The sequence below is a fragment of the Amycolatopsis sp. NPDC051372 genome (assembly GCF_040682095.1).
In the GTDB taxonomy this organism is placed as follows: Bacteria; Actinomycetota; Actinomycetes; order Mycobacteriales; family Pseudonocardiaceae; genus Amycolatopsis.
In genome coordinates this window covers 259,093-276,227 of the sequence record NZ_JBFBAF010000003.1, presented here as the reverse complement: position 1 = coordinate 276,227, position 17,135 = coordinate 259,093, and the positions used below count along the sequence as shown (strand labels likewise).

General features: G+C 69.4%; 12 protein-coding genes. 3 read left to right on the top strand and 9 right to left on the bottom strand.

Annotated features, from left to right (window positions below; genetic code table 11):
* Nucleotides 1–33 precede the first annotated feature (33 nt).
* Nucleotides 34–1,344 carry an MFS transporter gene (locus AB0M56_RS06970; RefSeq protein WP_364171838.1) on the top strand — a complete coding sequence of 437 codons (1,311 nt, stop codon included), beginning with the start codon at nt 34–36 and terminating at the stop codon, nt 1,342–1,344.
* A 78-nt stretch (nt 1,345–1,422) separates the two neighbouring features.
* Here the strand turns inward: AB0M56_RS06970 and AB0M56_RS06965 are convergent, their stop codons facing one another.
* The gene (locus AB0M56_RS06965) at nt 1,423–2,283 is read right to left on the bottom strand and encodes a methyltransferase domain-containing protein (RefSeq protein WP_364171836.1); all 861 of its coding nucleotides are present in this window, start codon (nt 2,281–2,283) and stop codon (nt 1,423–1,425) included.
* Between the two features lie 354 nt (nt 2,284–2,637).
* Between AB0M56_RS06965 and AB0M56_RS06960 the strand changes: the two genes are divergently transcribed.
* Both AB0M56_RS06960 and AB0M56_RS06955 read left to right on the top strand, forming a co-directional pair.
* A complete protein-coding gene (locus AB0M56_RS06960; RefSeq protein ID WP_364171834.1) occupies nt 2,638–3,714 on the top strand; it encodes a tryptophan dimethylallyltransferase family protein in 1,077 nt (358 codons plus the stop codon).
* Nucleotides 3,715–3,759: 45 nt separating this feature from the next.
* Entirely contained in the window at nt 3,760–5,133 is a 1,374-nt protein-coding gene (locus tag AB0M56_RS06955; RefSeq protein WP_364171832.1) for a tryptophanase, read from the top strand.
* Between the two features lie 85 nt (nt 5,134–5,218).
* Here the strand turns inward: AB0M56_RS06955 and AB0M56_RS06950 are convergent, their stop codons facing one another.
* From AB0M56_RS06950 to lanKC, 8 genes are all read right to left on the bottom strand, one after another.
* Nucleotides 5,219–5,809 (bottom strand): ATP/GTP-binding protein, encoded by a 591-nt coding sequence (locus AB0M56_RS06950; RefSeq protein WP_364171830.1) that lies wholly within the window; start codon nt 5,807–5,809, stop codon nt 5,219–5,221.
* A complete protein-coding gene (locus AB0M56_RS06945) occupies nt 5,790–6,158 on the bottom strand; it encodes a DUF742 domain-containing protein (RefSeq protein WP_364171828.1) in 369 nt (122 codons plus the stop codon). The genes AB0M56_RS06950 and AB0M56_RS06945 overlap by 20 nt, the downstream gene beginning before the upstream one ends.
* A gap of 34 nt (nt 6,159–6,192) precedes the next feature.
* Nucleotides 6,193–6,618 carry a roadblock/LC7 domain-containing protein gene (locus AB0M56_RS06940; RefSeq protein ID WP_285970952.1) on the bottom strand — a complete coding sequence of 142 codons (426 nt, stop codon included), beginning with the start codon at nt 6,616–6,618 and terminating at the stop codon, nt 6,193–6,195.
* Nucleotides 6,619–6,669: 51 nt separating this feature from the next.
* Nucleotides 6,670–9,105 carry a nitrate- and nitrite sensing domain-containing protein gene (locus AB0M56_RS06935; protein WP_364171826.1) on the bottom strand — a complete coding sequence of 812 codons (2,436 nt, stop codon included), beginning with the start codon at nt 9,103–9,105 and terminating at the stop codon, nt 6,670–6,672.
* A 418-nt stretch (nt 9,106–9,523) separates the two neighbouring features.
* A complete protein-coding gene (locus tag AB0M56_RS06930; protein WP_364171824.1) occupies nt 9,524–11,239 on the bottom strand; it encodes an ABC transporter ATP-binding protein in 1,716 nt (571 codons plus the stop codon).
* Between the two features lie 307 nt (nt 11,240–11,546).
* Complete coding sequence (locus AB0M56_RS06925; RefSeq protein WP_364172014.1) at nt 11,547–13,178, bottom strand: ABC transporter ATP-binding protein; 1,632 nt, start codon at nt 13,176–13,178, stop codon at nt 11,547–11,549.
* A gap of 964 nt (nt 13,179–14,142) precedes the next feature.
* Nucleotides 14,143–14,295, bottom strand: a complete 153-nt coding sequence (locus AB0M56_RS06920) for a SapB/AmfS family lanthipeptide (RefSeq protein WP_220245799.1) — start codon at nt 14,293–14,295, stop codon at nt 14,143–14,145.
* A 32-nt stretch (nt 14,296–14,327) separates the two neighbouring features.
* Nucleotides 14,328–16,871, bottom strand: coding sequence for a class III lanthionine synthetase LanKC (lanKC, locus tag AB0M56_RS06915; RefSeq protein WP_364171822.1), 2,544 nt, complete (start codon nt 16,869–16,871; stop codon nt 14,328–14,330).
* Between the last annotated feature and the right edge of the window lie 264 nt (nt 16,872–17,135).

The window sequence follows — 17,135 nt, the reverse complement described above, 5'->3', positions numbered from 1 at the left end:
TCGCCTGACCCCTCCCCCGTGAAAGGCCCCCGAATGTCGACCGTTCGCATCAACGCGCCGACCGGCGGTGGCACCGGCTTACGCCCGGCCACCGCACGCATCCTGATCTTCGCCTTCCTGGGCACCCTGTTCGACGGCGCGGAGCTGAACCTCGTCGGCTATCCGCTCGCGTACCTGTCGGAAAGCCTGCACGTGAGCACCATCCAAATCGTGCAGGTGGCGACGCTGCAGGGCTTCGCCTCGATCGCCGGCGGCATCCTCGTCGGCTGGCTCGGCGACCTCTACGGCCGCCGCTGGACCTACACCGGTTCGGTCGTCGTGTTCGGCATCGCCGCGCTGCTCGGCGGGCTCGCGCCCAACTACGCGCTGTTCCTGCTCACGCGGCTGCTCGCCGGCATCGGCATGGGCGGGCTCTTCGGCCTGTCGTACTCGATGTTCGCCGAGGCGTGGAAGACCAGCAAGCGCGGCCTGATGGGCGGCTCGATCCAGTCGATGTACATCGTCGGGCAGATCGTGACCGAAGGCGTCATCTACTTCTGCATCGTCCAGTTCGGCACCGCGTCGGGCTGGCGCGCGGGCTACATCATCATCGGTGCCGTGACGCTGCTGATCGGTGTGCTGTCGGCGATCATGCTGCCGGAGTCGGAGCAGTGGCGGACCTACCAGCGGGAGCTGCGCGAGGGCCGCGTGCCCGAGGACAAGCGGCGCACCAAGGTGCCGATCCTGGACCTGTTCCGCAATGGCTACGCCGGCGGCACCATCCTGTTCATGGGCATCGCGACGGCTCTGTTCCTCACCACGAACTCGATGATCTCGTACCTGTCGACGTTCCTGATCAAGGTGGAGAAGGTGCCGCTCGGCACGGCCAGCCTGATCGTGCTGCTCAACCTCATCGTCACGGCGGTCACCTATCCGATGGCCGGCGCGCTGTCCGACAAGATCAAGCGCAAGTGGGCCATGTCCGTCGCCGGCGCGTTCGGCGTCATCGGCTTCGCCTGGTTCCTCATCCTCGTGGTGGGCCACAACGCGAAGATCGGGGCGAACTTCTGGGGCGCGCCGACGTTCTGGGCGCTGATGTTGTGCGCCGCGGGCGCCAGCGGCTTCGGCGTGCTCGGCGTGTGGATGGCCGAGTTCTTCCCCACGCGCGTGCGCTCCACCGGCTCGAACCTCAGCTACTACGCCGGCCGCGGACTGGGCGCGGGGCTGTTCCCGCTCATCGCGCTGTCGATCGCCGGCACGGTGCCGCTCGCGCTGGCGTTCGGCATCGTCGGCCCGGTCGCGGCGGCGGCGCTCGCGCTGGCCGCGCCCGACTCGACCGGGCGGCGGATCGAAGCCGTCGAATAGGTCTTCAGCTGTGGTGCCTTGCCCGGTCCGTCGTCACTCGGCGGACCGGGCAAAACGCTGTCCTGCAAGGGATGGACGCTAGACCGGCTTGGTCGCGACCAGCTTGGCCACGGAGAACACACCGGCGGCCCGGGCCGCGTCGAGCGCGATTTTCGAGTCGTGGAAGAGATCGTTGCGGTCACCTTCGTAGGTGAGCCACTTGTCCCGCTCCTCCTCGGGCGTCGAGCCCCAGCAAGGGCCGGACGGGAAGAGATCGACCGCTTCGCGCACGTCGAACCCGGCGGAGACCAGCATGTCGCGGTACTGCTCGACGGTGGCGTGGTACGGGATGCAGAACCCGCGGTTGACCTCGGCCATGACCGCCTCGATCTGCTCGGGGCTGCGGTGTTCGCCCCACGGGCGCTGGATCCAGTCCACGGCGGCCAAGGTGCCGCCCGGGCGCAGCACCCGGAACGCGGCGTTGAAGAAGGCCTGTTTGTCCGGCAGGTGGACCACCGACTCCTGGTAGGTGATGGCCGCGAACGCGGCGTCCGGCCACGCCCCGAGCGTCTGGTACTCGGTGTCTCCGACCGAGTGGAAGAAAGCCTGGTCCGCCAAGCCGCGTGCCGCGGCCAGCCGCTGGGCTTTCGCCGTCAGCGCGTCGTTGTTCGAGATGCCGACGAACCGAGCGCCCGACATCTCCGCCATGTTGACCACGGCGCCGCCGACCCCGGAGCCGAAGTCGAGCACGAGATCGCCGGCGGTGATCCCGGTCGCGGCGACCAGCTGGCGCTGCATGTCCAGCGCGGCTTCTTCCGAGGACAGTCCCGCGTTGTGAGCGCGCTCGTCTCCGTGATGCCAGGCGTCCTGGGGCATCATCACGGCATAGGCGTCGATGGCTGCGTTGTAATAGCCCCGCACGGTTTCTTCGACTCCGCCAGTGTTTGTCACTGAAGTCACTTCTGCACCCCTTCGGACCTGCCTGATGGCGCGGATGATGATGGCATCGGCCCCGGAACGCGTCCAGCCGCCAACCGGGCTGCGCGCCGGACGCCGACTCGCGTGTGCGCGCCCGCGTACCCGCAGTACGGCTTCGTGTCGAGGCGTTGTTCAGGTGAACTCCTTGATCCCACGGGCACACTCAGACACTGCTTTTCGTGTCCGGATCGCCCCGTCAGAGGTAGCGGGTGCAGTATTCCTCCGTCTAATCTGTTCGACGGTTCACTTGTCTGTCCACCAAACGGGGGTGGCAGCGTTGAGCCGAACGCACGAATGAATGGTGAATACGGCGTCATGGTCGGAGCGAGTGTGTCGATGGCTGATTTGTCGATGTACACCCACCTCAGCGGACAACTCGAGCGGCTTTGCGAAGTAGTCGGATTCGACGGCGCGGACGGCCGTCACCTGGGCTTATTGCGTGGACTGCTGGGCCCGCAGGGAGAAAAAAGCCTGGCGACCCCACCTGAATTCCCCTCGAACGTGGCGGACGACACAACTCCCATCGAATTCTCGCTCGCCTTCGACACCACGGGTGAATGCGTGGTGCGGGTGCTCGGCGAGACCGTCGGGTCGAGGAGCCCCCGCGAGTTCCTCGACGAGGTGGCCGGCGAGTACGGCCTGGTCACCGACCGGCTCGACGCCGTGGCCGACCTGTTCCTGCCGCACGAGGAGCGGCAGGGGCCGTTCACGCTGTGGTACTCGCTGATCTTCCGGCCGGGCCGCGCGCCGAAGATCAAGGTCTACCTGAACCCGCAGATCAGCGGTCCGGCGATGGCCGATTCGCTGGTCAGCGAGGGGTTGCGCCGGCTGAACATCGACGAGGCGTTCGATCCCATGATCGAGCACGCGCTGCGCCGCGGCGAGCGGGACAACTTCTCCTTCTTCGCGCTCGACCTCGACGACGATCCTCTCGCGCGGGTGAAGGTGTACGTGTCGCACGAGGCCGCGGATTCGGCCGACGCCGAGTTCGCGTCGGAACTGGTGGCCGGTACCGACCCGCTGCTGATCCGCGAGTTCCTCGCCGTGCTGGGCGGCGGGAAAGGTCCGTTCGAAGCCCGGCCGTTGGTCTCCAGCTATTCTTTCGTGGAGGGATCGGGGGCCCGGCCGGCCAACTACAGCGTCTATCTTCCCATTCGCAGCTATGTGCCCGACGATGAAGTGGCCCGCGCCCGTGCGCACGCCGTTCTCGCGCAGTACGGCTTCGACGGGACAAAACTGGACAAAGCCCTGGCAGCGGTTTCGCAGCGCCCACTGCGGGACGGGGTCGGGCTGATCGCACACGTCTCTCTGAGAATGGGGGAATTCGGCTCGGGAATCACCGTGTACCTGTCGTCTGAGGCTTATCAGGTTCTGCCTGCGCGAAAGAGACCGGTCCTCGGACCGGTCTCGTGACTGCGGTAGTTTTTCACCGACACCAGACAGTGGAGGAAATACCTGATGCGGACCTTCCCGCCCTACCGCGCCCAGGTTGTCGCGGAAATCCCGGTCACCACCCGCGCCGAGCGTGAGCGCGCGCTCGCCGCGGCCGGCTACAACGCGTTCAACCTGCCGGCCAACATGGTCTCGATCGACCTGCTCACGGACTCGGGAACCGGCGCGGTCTCCGCGAGGCAGGAGGCCGCGGCCGCGGCCGCGGATCGCTCCTACGCAGGCTCCGAGTCGTTCTTCCGCTTCCGCGAGGCGTTGAGCGAGCTCACGCACTACCCCCACCTCCTGCCGGTGCACCAGGGTCGCGCGGCCGAGCGCGTGCTGTTCACGAACGTGCTGGGGCCGGGCAAGATCTCGGTGAGCAACACCCACTTCGACACCACGCGCGCCAACGTCGAGCTGCTCGGCGCCGAGGCCCGTGATCTGCCGTGCGCGGAGTTCGGCGACCTCGACAGCCTGGAACCGTTCAAGGGCAACATCAACCTCGACGTCCTGGAACAGCTGCTGACTGGCCCCGACGCCGGTCGCGTCGGCATGGTGCTCGTCACGATCACCAACAACGGCGGTGGTGGCCAGCCCGTGTCGATGGCGAACCTGACCGCCGCGAGCCGCCTGGCCCGCGCGCACGGCGTGCCGATCTTCCTCGACGCCGCGCGGTTCGCGGAGAACGCCTGGCTCGTGGTGCAGCGCGAGGAGGGCTACGCGGGCAAGACGCCGCGCGAGGTGGCCGAGGAGGCGTTCGGCCTCGTCGACGGCTGCGTGGCCAGCCTCAAGAAGGACGGCATCTCGCCGATGGGCGCGTTCATCGGTCTGCGCGATCCCGAGCTCGCGCAGCGCTGCGAGGCGCTCCTCATCGCGACCGAAGGGTTCCGCACCTACGGCGGCCTCGGCGCCCACGATCTCGACCGCCTCGCCCAGGGCCTGCGGGAGGTGCTCGACCCGCACTACCTGGAGGCCCGGGCGGCCGAGGCCGCGCGGCTGGCGCAGCTCGCGAACGAGTCGGGCGTGGACATCGTGCAGCCGCCGGGCATCCACGCGCTGTACCTCAACGCCGGCCGCCTGCTGCCGCACCTGCCGGCGAGCCGGTTCCCCGGCCACTCGCTGGCGTGCGAGCTGTACCTGGCGGGCGGGATCCGTTGTGCGGAACTGGGTTCGCTCTACATCGGCGAGCTCGACGAGAACAACGAGCTGGTGACGCCGGCGCCGTTCGAGCTCGTCCGCTTGGCGCTGCCGCGCCGGACCTATTCCCGGGGCCACTACGACTACGTCGCCGAGATCCTGGGCGACATCGCGAAGAACCCGGAAAGCGTGCCGGGCTACCGGATCGTCGAGGCGCCGAAGATCCTGCGGCACTTCAACCTGACGATGGCACCCGTCGTCTGAATCCGTCCACAGTGGAGGGTCGGTTCCGGTCGGGAGCGACCCTCCACTGGGTTTCACACAAGCCGTTGTTTCACGAAGCCGGTGTTCACGCAGGTTGCGGAACCACCGTCATCGCGTGCTTCACGAGGCGGATCAACGCGATCTTGCTCGAGTCCCGCTGCCGCGCGTCACACATGACGATCGGCACGCGATCGGGCACGACCAGCGCTTCGCGGATCTCGTCGGCGGTGTAGCGCGGGGCGTTGTCGAAGCAGTTCACCGCCACGATGAACGGGATCCGCCGGCGCTCGAAGAAATCGACGGCCGCGAAGCTCGTCTCCAGGCGGCGCGTGTCCGCGAGCACGATGGTCCCGATCGCGCCGCGCGCGAGGTCGTCCCACATGAACCAGAAGCGTTCCTGGCCGGGCGTGCCGAAGAGGTACAGCACGTGGCGCGGCGAGATCGTGATCCGGCCGAAGTCGAGTGCGACCGTGGTGGTCTTCTTGCGCTCCACGCCGGACAGGTCGTCGACGCCGTGGCTCGCCTCGGTCAGCACCTCCTCGGTGGACAGCGGCGGGATTTCGCTGACCGAGCCGACCATGGTGGTCTTCCCGGCGCCGAACCCGCCGGCGATGATGATCTTGACCGGCGTCGGGACAGAGTCGACGCCCTTGCCGTCAGAGCTTGATGAGGCCATCGAGAACCGCCTGGAGAGTTTCGTGGTCCGGCGCCTGGGCCGGCTGGTGGGACGGGGACCGCGTGATGACGAGGCCGCGTTCGATCAGGTCGCCGCACAGCACCCGGACGACACCGAGGGGCAGCTTCACGTACACGGCGATCTCCGCGACCGACAGCGGCCGCCGGCACAGCCGGATGATCGCCAGGTGCTCCGGACCGAGACCGGCCGGCTCCTGTTCCGACTGCAGGGTCATCACCTGCGTGGACACGTCGAGCTGCGCGCCTTCGGACGGAGTGCGGCCGCTGGTGATCGTGTAGGGCCGCACCAGCGGGCCGGCGGCCTCGTCGTACCAGTTGTCGTCGATCATTCCGCCTCCGCGGGAAGAAGTACGTCGGCGGCGGTCACGTGGCCTCCCTGAGCATGGTGGCGGCTTCCCGCGGCGCCGAGGCGAGGTAGTCGCCGACGCGCTTGACCAGCCGGTTCATCTCGTAGGCGATCATCTCCACGTCCACATCGGCGCCGGCCAGCACCGCGAGGCACGCGCCCTGGCCGGCCGCCGACACGAAGAGGTACCCGCCCTCCATCTCGATCATGTTCTGCAGCACGGGACCCCGGTTGAACTGCCGGCTCACCCCCTTGGCGAGGCTCTGCAGGCTGGACGCGATCGCCGACAACTGGTCGGAGTCGTCCTTGCTCATGCCGCTCGACTTGCCGAGCAGCAACCCATCGGCGGACAGCACGATGGCGTTCTGCGCGCCGACGACGCGGTGGACGACATCGTCGAGGAGCCAGTTGAGGTCGGGTTTGGAGTTCCCGTACTCGTTCATGCGGAGAGACCTTGACTTTCCTGTGTGGACTTTCCTGTGTGCTGTCGCGGACTAGGCATCGTCGGTGCCGCCACGGGCGCGGCGGGTGCCCTTGTGGAACGCCAGCAGCGTGCGGGCTGTGGCTTCGCCGGTGCCCGCGACGTCGACGTCCTGGTCACCCGGGTCGTCCTGCTGCAGCTGTTCGACGAGGTTCTGCTGCGGCTGCCGCCGGGGCAGCCGGGGTCGGTCGTCGCCGACCAGCAGGCTCTGATCGGGCTTGCGGGCCGGTTCCGCAGCCGCGGCCACCGGTACGTGGACCGGAGCCGGCGGTTGTGACTGCAGGGGCTCCGGTTGCTCGCTCGGGGTGTACGCGCGAGCCGGGTACGGCCTCGGCTTGGCGTCTCGCCTCATCGGGATCTGGCCGGTGAACGAGTGGGTGGATTCCATGACACGCGGTGAGCTCTCCAGTGCCGGACGTGCGGCACCGCCCACCGGCTCCAGCACCCCGGCTTGATCGCGCGGGGCTTCGGGCCGGAACTCGGCGTTGCCGACGGCGTCGGCCGACTCGTTGCCGGCCAGGTGTTGGGACGGGATCAGCACGGTGGCGCGCGTGCCGCCGTACCGGGACGGGTCGAACGTGACGGTGATGTCGAGCCGCGAAGCGAGGCGCGCGACCACGAACAGGCCGAGGCTGGAGTCGGCCCGCAGTGCCATCGCGTCGAACTCGGGGGCGTCGGCCATCATCGCGTTGGCCCAGTCGCGCACCGCTTCCTTCATGCCGAGGCCCTGGTCGGACACGTCGACGACGACGCCGCGCGCGACCATGCGGCTGGTCACCTCGACCGGCGAGCCGGGCGGGGAGAACGACGTGGCGTTGTCCACGAGCTCGGCGATCAGGTGGATGGCGTCGGCCACGGCCGAGCCGACGATCGACACGTCGGGCACCTGCTCCACCTGCACCCGCGAGTACTGCTCGGTCTCGGAGACCGCCGCGCGCAGCACTTCCATGAGCGACACCGGCTTGCGCCAGCGCCGGCCCGGCTGCTTGCCGCCGAGGATGATCAGGTTCTCGGTGGTGCGGCGCGCGCGGGCGGCGAGGTGGTCGAGCTGGAACAGAGACGCCAGCTGCGTCGAGTTCTCTTCGCGGCTTTCCATCTCGTCGAGGATCTGCAGCTGCCGGTGCACGAGCACCTGGTTGCGGTGCGCGATGCCGAGGAACACGTTGTGCACACCGCTTCGGGCTTTCGCCTCGCTCGCGGCCGCGTTGACGGCGGTCAGCTGGGCGGCGTTGAAGGCCTCGGCCACCTGGCCGATCTCGTCCCGGCCGTGGTCGAGCTGCGGCAGCTCGGCTCCGACGTCCACGGCCTCACCGTTCTTGAGCCGATCGACGATGCCGGGGAGACGGTTGCGGGCGAGGTCGAGCGAGTCGGTGCGCAGGCGCTCGAGGCGCGTCACCAGGGTGCGGTCGACCAGCGAGCGGGACACGCGCACGGCGATGATGATCGCGACCAGCGAGGCGATCAGGGCCGCGATACTGCCGATGATCGCGTTGCGCAGCTGCGAGTCGCCGGACTCGATGGCGGCGGCGGACACCTCGTCGCCCTGGGCGATCGTCAGCTGGGTGAGGCTGTTCGAGACCTGGCCGGTGAGGGTCTGCCAGTCCGCCGCCGAGACGGGCACCGTGCCCCGGTCCTCCGGCGTCCACGGGCCGTGCTTCACCAGCGCGCTCTCCGCGTCCGTGAGCTGTTTCCAGCCCGGGCTCGTCACGAGGGCCTGGTAGTCGTTGCGCACCGCGGGTTCGAGGAACGGCGCGATCTGGCCGACCTGTGTGCGGTAGAAGCCCGTCAGCTGCGTGAACTGCACGAAGTCGTCGGGTGCGAAGGTGCCGCTCGCGAGCGCGCTGGTCACCAGCGACGTCTCGCGCGACATCAGGTCGGTCGCGCGGAACAGCGAGGTCGCGGAGATCGCGCCCTGCACGGCCGTCGCGTCGGGCACGATGCGGGCCTGGGTGTCGAACAGCGTCGACGCCGTGTCGAGCACGCCGTTGAAGTAGGTGTTCACCTGCGCCCGGCCGATGGTGCGGAAGTTGATCTGCGAACGCAGCACCGGCAGCTGGTCGAGCTGGGTCTTCAGCGCGGTGACCTTGTCGGCGATCTCGGCGGGCGCGCTCGAGATGGTGGACGCGAAGGCGTCCTGCATGCCCTTGAGCTTCTCGTCGTTGCTCTTCTGCAGCTGCTGCAGCGCGCCGTTCCCCGCGTTGGGGGTGTCGAGGAACTGCAGCGCGACCTGGCGCTCCTGCTGCAGTGACGACAGCGCCTGGATCGCAGGGATCGACACCTCACGCACCGAGACAGCAACGAGGCGCACGTACAGGCCGTTGATGAAAAAGTACGACGAGACCGCGGCCACCAGCACCAGCAGCGTGATGCTCGGGATGAGAACGGTCCTGGTCAGCCTTTTCCGGATCGACTTGTCGTACGCCTTGTCGGACTCATCTTTGTTCTCCACGACGATTCACGAACTCCTGAGTCACAGTCGGCGAAAAGCCGGAAGCCGGCAGGGGAAGCGGACCCGACGGTAGGACCGGGGCGGCCGTCGTCACGAGTCCTCGACTCACCCTTCGTTTCACCACGGAACAGATCAGGGTCCGTTTTTTACCATGAACCGGGCCATCGTGGTGCCACTGATCGGGCGCTCGACCTGCCGATGAGTGGCCCAACGTGACCCATCACGGCGCGTGAGGAGCCGATTACCGGCATTTCTCGTGGTGATGACCCCGGCAGGCGGCCTCTTGGACGTGTGCTGAGCTGAATGGGTGAATGCGAAATCCGGGGGAAGGTGGGGAATCCCACTGGCCGGGTAGTCGCCGAATTGATTTGTCGACAGGCGAGGGGGTTGTGTCCGAATGTTCGGCGGGCCAGGCCGGTCAGTGTCCTGTCCGGATTGGTTCGGCCGGAAGCCACGCCTGCATCAGCGCTGCGTATCGCCTTGAGTGGACCAGCAGCTCGGCGTGGCTGCCGAGCAGAGTCTCGCGCCCGTCGAGCACGAGCACGTGGCGCGCTCGCACGGCGGCCGACAGGCGGTGCGCGATCACGACCAGCGTGCCGCCGCGGTCGGTGAAGGCACGCTCGGCGCGGGCCTCGGCGGCGGGGTCCAAAGTGGACGTCGCTTCGTCGAGGATGACGATGCGTGCCGCGCTCGCGTGGACGCGGGCGAGGGCGATGAGCTGGGCCTCTCCGCCGGAGAGGCCTTCGGCTTCGTGGCCGAGCTCGGCGTCGAGGCCGCCGAGGCGGGCGAGCAGTTCTTCGGCGCCGACGGCTTGGGCGGCGGCGCGGAGGTGCTCGTCCGACGCGGTGGGAGCGAACAGGCCGAGGTTGTCACGCAATGTGCCCGCGAAGACGTAGGCCTGCTGGGGGATGAGCGCGATCAGCTCGTGCCGGTTGGCCGCTTCGGCCACGGGCACCCCGCCGAGCAGCACCTGGCCGGCCTGGGGCGTGAGCAGTCCCGTGATCAGGCCCGCGAGTGTCGACTTGCCGATCCCGCTCGGGCCGACGACGGCGAGGTGGTCGCCCGCGCGCAGGTCGAGGTCCAGTCCACGCACGACGGGTTCGGGTGCGGCGCCCCAGCGGAAGGTGAGGCCGCGGACTCTCAGGTCGGTGCTGTGGGCTTCTTCGGTTTTCCGTTTCGCCGGCGGCACCTCGGCGGTCTCGGCCAGCCGCTTGAGCGCAACGATCAGCCTGAGTACGACGGTGCCCGCCGTGGCGGCCAGCCCTCGCAGCGCCGGCTGCATCGTGGTCGCCAGGTAGACCAATGCGCCCAGTGCCGCTCCCGCCGTGAGCTCGCCCGTCGTCACCAACCCGGGCGCGACCGCCAAGCTCGCGATCAACGGAACAAAGGCTCCGAGCGAGATCACCAACGACCTCGCCGCCCCGGAATGTGCGACTCTCACGGCGGCTTCGGCCTGCTTCTCGACGGCGTCGTACACCGCCAACGCCGCCCCGGGCTCGGCCCCGCACGCCACGACGTCCCGCATCCCGCCGAGCACGGCGCCGGTGGTCTCGGCGGCCCGCTCGTCGGCCAGCACGAGCGCCCGCTGCCTGCGTGCGAGCGACGGCAACAGCGCCGCGAACGCCGCGATCGCGATCGCCACGGGCACCGCCACCGGGAGGACGAGCTGCCCCGCGACAGTCACCAGCCCCGCGATGGCCGCCGCCGTCGTCACGACCATCGCGCGCGCCTGCACGAGCAGTCCCGCCGTGGCGTCCCGCACCACCTCCACGTGCTGCGTGATCCTCGCGACGCCACTCGCGTCGGCCGCGTTCCGCGGTGGGTTGGGATCGTGCAGCACGCCGCGCACCACGGCCGTCACCAGCGCGTCCCGCAGCGGCTCCACCACCTGCCCGAGCTGCCGCCACACCAACCGCGACCCGAACGCCCCGGCCAGCGCCGCCACCCCGAACAACGCGAGGTAGCCGATCCCGGCCTTCGGTGCCCCCACCGCGAACCCCCGGTCGATGGCCAGCTCGACCAACCGCCCGGAGAAGAACGCCGGTGCCCCTTCCAGCGCGGAGCACGCCAGGAGGACCAGCCCGCCGCGCCATTGCCGCAGGAGGGTCGCGCGGTAGAGGTGACTGACGCTCATCCCGCGTCCTCCGTGAAGTACGCGGAGGCGTCGTCGTGTCGGCGGTCGGCTGGATTCGTGCGGTGGGGGTGCGTGCTTGGGGTTGGCGGTTCCGCCGCCGGTGGTGGGGTGGTGCGGAGTTGGTGAGGGAGTGTTGTGCGGTGGAGATCGTTGCCGCTCGTCCCGCCGCCTTCGCGCAGTGCTCGGATGCACCTTCGCGTTGCCGGTTGACTCGGTTCATGAGGCTGCGCCGGCCCCGCGGGTTCAGCCTCGAGCGACGAAACGGCGTGGAGTTGGCGAGCGGCCGTCGTGCGGTGCAGGTTGCTGGTCATCCCGCCTCCTCCGTGAACACGGCGCGGTACCGCGGGTCCTGCCACAGGGCGGCGTGCGGGGCGACGGCTCTGACGTGGCCGTCCTCGAGCCAGACGACGGCGTCGGCGCGGGAGGCGAGGGCGGCGCGGTGCGTGACGACCACCAGGGTTCTCGCGCCGACGTCGGCGAGGACGGACTGTTCGGTGACGGTGTCGAGGCTCGCGGTGGCGTCGTCGAGGAGGAGCACGCGCGGGTTGTGCACGATGGCCCGCGCGAGGCCCACGCGCGCGGCCTCGCCGCCCGACAGCGGGGTTTCGGCGAGCGGCGTGTGGTAGCCGCGGGGGAGGCGGGTGATGACGTCGTGGATGCGGGCGGTGCGGCAGGCCGCGCGGACGGCGGTGTCGCCGGCCCAGCTGCCGTAGCCCACGGCGTCGGCGACGGTGGTGCCGAGCAGGTGCGGCCGGGCGAAGCCGTAGCCGGCCACGGCGCGGAGTTCCTCGGGGCGCAGGGTGGTGAGGTCGCGGCCGTCGAGGTGAGCTTGGCCGGCGTCGGGGGAGGTGAGGCCGCCGAGAAGACTGACCACAGTGGACTTTCCGGAGCCGGATTTCCCCACTATGGCGGTGAATGTGCCGCCTGGGAAAGCGAGCGTCGTGGGGTGCAGGGCGCCTTGGACGGTGGCGTTGTGGAGGGTGAGCGTCCCGTTGCCGGGCAGGAGGCCGAGCTTGCCGCGTTCGGGGATGGGGACGTCGAGCACCTCGGCGACGCGCTGGGCGCAGCCGCGGGCCCGCGAAACGGTGGTGAGCAACGGGATTTGCGTCACGAGCCCCATGCCGAGCGCGACGTAACCGAGGGCGGCGAGCACGTCGCCGACCGTCAGCCGGTGTCCGAGCACCCCGAACCCCGCCGCGGTGAGCGCCGCCAGCTCCACGGCCGGCAACAGCAACGCGGCGCGCCACACCATCTTCGCCTGCGTTCGCCACATCCCGCGCCCGGCAAGACTCAGGCGCGGCAACGGTTTCAGCACACGCTCGGCTTCCCGATCCGCGGTGCCGGACGCGGCGATCGTGGCCAGGCCGGTGTTGGCGTCGAGCAGCCGCGCCGCGAGCTCGCCGGAGACGCGCTGGTAGGTGAGCACGTCGTCGGCGGTGTTCTGGAGGTGCGACCTGGCGAGGAGGAGCGCAACGGGGATGCTGCCGAGGAACACGAGCGCGAGCCGCCAGTCGAGGACCGCGAGCAGCACGATGGCCCCGACGGAGATCACCGCCGCGGACACCAGCTGCACCACGACCGGCACGATGCTGCCCGCCCCCACGGCGTCCCCGGCCATCCGGCTCACCGCATCCCCTTCGGCGAAGGGGGTTTTCGTCTTCTGGGCCAGCAGCCGGTCGATCATCCTGCGCCGCAGCCACGCGCCGGCACCACTGGTGACCCTGACGACGACCACCCCGCCGACCACGTCGGCCACGATCTCGGCCCCACCGACGACGACCAGCCAGGCGACCTGTTTCGCCGCGCCTCTGCCGCTGATCACGGCATCGGTGGCTGCCGCCAACGCCCCGGGCAACAACAAACTCGCCCCCACCGCGACGAGCCCGACCACGGCGAGGACCCCTACCCGCCAGGGGTCTCTCCTTGCGACTTCCCTCAGGAGCCGATCCCCGGGCGCTGCCGTTTTCCTTGCCTTTCGCCCGCTGCTTGCCGCTGGCTGTGGCAGGTCGGAGGGCGGGTTGGCAGCTTGTCGTACGGCTCCGGCGGATGCTGGCTGCGTTCGTGCCTTTCGGTTATGTCGTGCGGTCGGTTGTGGCAAGTCGCCGTTCGGTTTGGAAGCCTGCCGTTGTGCGCGGCTGCTTGCCGCTTGCGGGGATGCCGCCGGCGCCTCGCTTGCCGATGGTTCGGCAACTTGCCGCTCGGCCCCGGCGGATGCCGGCCGCATCCGTGCCGCTCGGCCGCGGCTTGCCGTCGGTTGTGGCAGGTCGTCGTGCGGTGTGGCAAGTTGCCGTTTCGAGGGGGCGCTTGCCGGTGATGGGGTGGGCGTCGGGCGGCGATGTGCCGTGGGTTGTGGCAAGGCGGCGGGTGTTGTGGCAACTTGCCACTCGGGACCCGCGCTTGCCGAATCGGGGCGGGGTGCGCCGACGGGGCCGGTGGTGGGCACCGCGTCGACGGGGCCGTCGGAAGGTGCTCCGTACCCGGGCATCTCACTCCTCGTCCAACGAGTCCAACGAGTCCGACCAACCAGCCCAACCTGCCGCCCGTCGCGCGGCAGAACCCAGCGAACCCGGTGACCAACCCGCGGCACCGGGGCAGAATGGTGAGGCGGGAGCGGCGCACTTGGCCTGCGCCGCTCCCGCACCCATTCCGTGACGCCCGACGCAAGGCACCCGAGAGCACCGAGGCACTCGGGAGCACCGAGGCACTCGGGAGCACCAAGGCACCCGGGAGCACCGAGAGGCACCCGAGAGCACCGAGAGGCACCCGGGAGCACCAACGCCCGCGATCACCAATGCACCCGAGAGCACCAAAGCACGCCAGAACACCGAAGCACCCGAGAGCACCCAACCGCCGAAAGACCGTCAGAAGGTCGAAAGGATCGAAGGGTCAGTAGGTCAGCTAACTCAGTGGCAGGTCAGCAGGCTGAGCGTGCTGTGCGCGCACGACGCCAGCAGGCTCAGGTTGCTCGGCGCCCCGTGGCCATGGCCGTGGCCGCCGCCGTGGCCTTCGAGGGCTTCGGGGGCTTCCAGGGCCTGCAGGTCGAGAACCAGTTCCATGGTGATCCCTTCTCGTGTTCTTCCGCCGGCCATCAGTGGCCGGAGGTGTGGGGGGACGGCGTGGCGCCCAGGAAAGGCAGCACCTCCGAGCCGTCCAGCAGGGCCGACAGCGCGAGCAGCACGCCCGCGCTCCCGGTGGTGACATCGGTCGACAGCCGCAGCAGCTGGTTGCCTGGGAAGGCCAGGCCGCCGCGAAACGGGACGGCGTGCCAGGCGAGGCGTGCCAGGTGCAGGTCGATGGCCGAGCGAATGCGGTCAGAAGGCGAAGCGGTGAACGACAGCGCCGCCATGAGACCCGCGCGCCCGTGCAGCAGGCCGGGCTGGATCACGAACTCGCCGCGGCACGCCTCGCGCAGCGCGGGCAGGCTCGAACACGCCAAAGCGGAAGGTGAAACCCGCGCCAGCTGCTCCAGCACCATCAAGATCCCGGCGCTGCCGATCCCCGCATACGGCAGCGTCCGACGCTCGCCGTCGCGGACCTGCAGGGAGCCGTCGTCCGCCGTGGCGCATTCTTCGAGGTCGCGGCGCAGCGCTTGGTCCGCGAACGACAGCCACGCGGGCTCACCGGTCCGCTCGTACAGCCGGATGAACAGCAACGCCGGCCCCGACCACCCGCTCAACAGCCCCGCCCGCGCGAACTTCCCCGGCGGCGCGGCTGTCTCCAACGTCTCGGCGAGCCGCACGGCGGTGGCCAGCGCCTGCCGCCCGTACTCGTTGTCGCCGCGCGAAGTCGCGAAGTGCAGCTGGGTCAAGGCAATCCCGGCGAGCCCGCCCTCGAAGGCGTGGTCAGTGGTCTGGTCCACCAGCGTGCGTGACGCGGCCAGCACCGCAGAAGCCGCGTCGCGGTGGCCGAAGTGCTCGAGCACGTACGCGATCCCGTGGCTGCCGTCGAAGAACCCAGGCCGCGCGGGCGGTTCGCGGCGCACGGCGTCGAGCAGCCACTGCTCGTGCTCCGGGAACCGCCCGGCTCCGGCCACGTCGAGCGCCCACAGCACGCCCGCCGCGCCGAAGCCGAAACACGCGCCGCCCACCCGGAACTGCTCGATGTCGCCCGGGAACAACCGGTCCAGTCGCGACGGGGTGGCCGAAGCCAGCACACCCTCCACGATCTGCTTGCGCACCAGCGTCCAGTCGGGCCGCTGCTCGTCGAGCTCGGTAAGACCCCCGGCCCGGTCGTCGCCCAGCACCCGCACCAGCTCGTCCGCGTACCCGTCGGCCAGCCCGAACCGCCGCTGCGCGAACTCCGCCGCACCCCGCAGCTTCGCCGGCGCCAGCTCCAGCAGCGTCGCCAACGGCAGGAACAGCCACAGCCGCAGCATCGCCAGCGCGTACCGGTCGATGTCGAACCCGTGCCGGTCGGCCGGCGCGCGGAATCCGGGCGCCCCCAATGCCGGCCGCGAGCCCGAAGCGACGTCGAACGCCATCTCGAAGTCGATCAGCGACACCGTGTCGTCGTCGGCCACCAGCACGTTCAGCGCGTGCAGGTCGCCGAACACCACCCCGCGTTCGTGCAGGTCGGCGACGATCCGCTCCACCTGTGCGAGCACCCGAAGCGCCCGGTCGCGGTACGCCAGCAGGTCGGCCTCGGTGCTGTCGCGGCGCGTGAGCGGGTAGTGCAGCGCGAGCCAGCTGCCCAGCGACGTCCCCGGCATCCGCTGCATCGCCAGGTAGTGGTGCTCCCACACGGTGAAGCGCTCGTACACGTCCGGAACGCCGGGAACGTCCGCCAGCCGCTGCAGCATCTCGTGTTCGCGCTCCAACCGTTCGACGGCGTCGACCAGCTCGCGGTCCAGCCCGGCGTGGGGCCGGGCCTCCTTGAGCACGACCTCCGCCCCGTCCGCCTTGCGCTCGGCGACGTACACGCCGCCGCCGTTGGAGAAGTGCAGGGAGCTCGTCACGCGGTAGGGGAACTGCCCCGGATCGCTGCCTTTGCGCGCCGCGAGGCTCGCGTCCAGACACGCCGGAATCTTCACCCAATCGGGTACCGAGAAAACGGGCTCACGCCGGTCGGGCACAGGTGTACCGTCGGGTTTGCGGATCGCGAGCACTCGTGTGCCGTCGTGTTCCGCCCATTGTTCGGCGAATCCGCCATAACGTACGTATAACGGTCCGGATTCGTACCGAAGGTCGCTGAGCACATAAGCACCGTGTTCGCCACTCAGCCGCTCGGAAAGATCTTGAAGAACCCGTGCCAGTTCGCACTCGTCGAGCGGATAAATCGTGATCAACTTGCCGCTTCCGTCGCGAGGTGCGTATTTGGAATTCCGCGCCAGCAGGATGGTCCGGGACCGCAGGTGCTTGAACGCCACACGACGGTCCACGCAGTACTCGTGCACCGTCGCCAGCACGCGGTCCGCATTGTCCATTCCGGCCGAAACGTGGACCTTCCAGCCCTGTTCTGGCAGGTCAACGCTCTGCGGATGCAGCACGCGCCAGATGCCGCGGGTGCCCACCGTCCACATCGGTCCCGGCGCCGGCAGCCCGGCGGCGAAGTCGTCGGCGGCCGCTCCGGTTTCGCGTTGTTCGTCGAAGAACAGCGGATCCGCGAAGCAGAACGCTTCATACCGCATGTCCATGAAACCGCACCCTCCGCGTACTTCCGCACTCCCTGACGAGGAATATTCCCGCACGCCGGAGGTGCACAGGCCAATCCGCCAACCCGGGGGTTCGGCTGGGCTGATCAGGGTAGACAGAAGTGCCGCCGGAGTCCGATACCGGGGACCCTGTGTGATTTCACGGATTACTCCACCACTCGGTCGTGGTGTAACACCCGGCGGCTCGCATTGTTCATGCAGGTCCGGCGAAGTGCGGCATAAACTGTACCGCGAAATTGGCAGAAT

What these genes read in the sequence shown, in the direction of transcription:
- AB0M56_RS06950 (WP_364171830.1), bottom strand. Translation starts at nt 5,809, where the DNA reads ATGGCCTCATCAAGCTCTGACGGCAAGGGCGTCGACTCTGTCCCGACG.
- AB0M56_RS06955 (WP_364171832.1), top strand. Translation starts at nt 3,760, where the DNA reads ATGCGGACCTTCCCGCCCTACCGCGCCCAGGTTGTCGCGGAAATCCCG.
- AB0M56_RS06945 (WP_364171828.1), bottom strand. Translation starts at nt 6,158, where the DNA reads ATGATCGACGACAACTGGTACGACGAGGCCGCCGGCCCGCTGGTGCGG.
- AB0M56_RS06960 (WP_364171834.1), top strand. Translation starts at nt 2,638, where the DNA reads ATGGCTGATTTGTCGATGTACACCCACCTCAGCGGACAACTCGAGCGG.
- AB0M56_RS06930 (WP_364171824.1), bottom strand. Translation starts at nt 11,239, where the DNA reads ATGAGCGTCAGTCACCTCTACCGCGCGACCCTCCTGCGGCAATGGCGC.
- AB0M56_RS06970 (WP_364171838.1), top strand. Translation starts at nt 34, where the DNA reads ATGTCGACCGTTCGCATCAACGCGCCGACCGGCGGTGGCACCGGCTTA.
- AB0M56_RS06940 (WP_285970952.1), bottom strand. Translation starts at nt 6,618, where the DNA reads ATGAACGAGTACGGGAACTCCAAACCCGACCTCAACTGGCTCCTCGAC.
- AB0M56_RS06920 (WP_220245799.1), bottom strand. Translation starts at nt 14,295, where the DNA reads ATGGAACTGGTTCTCGACCTGCAGGCCCTGGAAGCCCCCGAAGCCCTC.
- lanKC (WP_364171822.1), bottom strand. Translation starts at nt 16,871, where the DNA reads ATGGACATGCGGTATGAAGCGTTCTGCTTCGCGGATCCGCTGTTCTTC.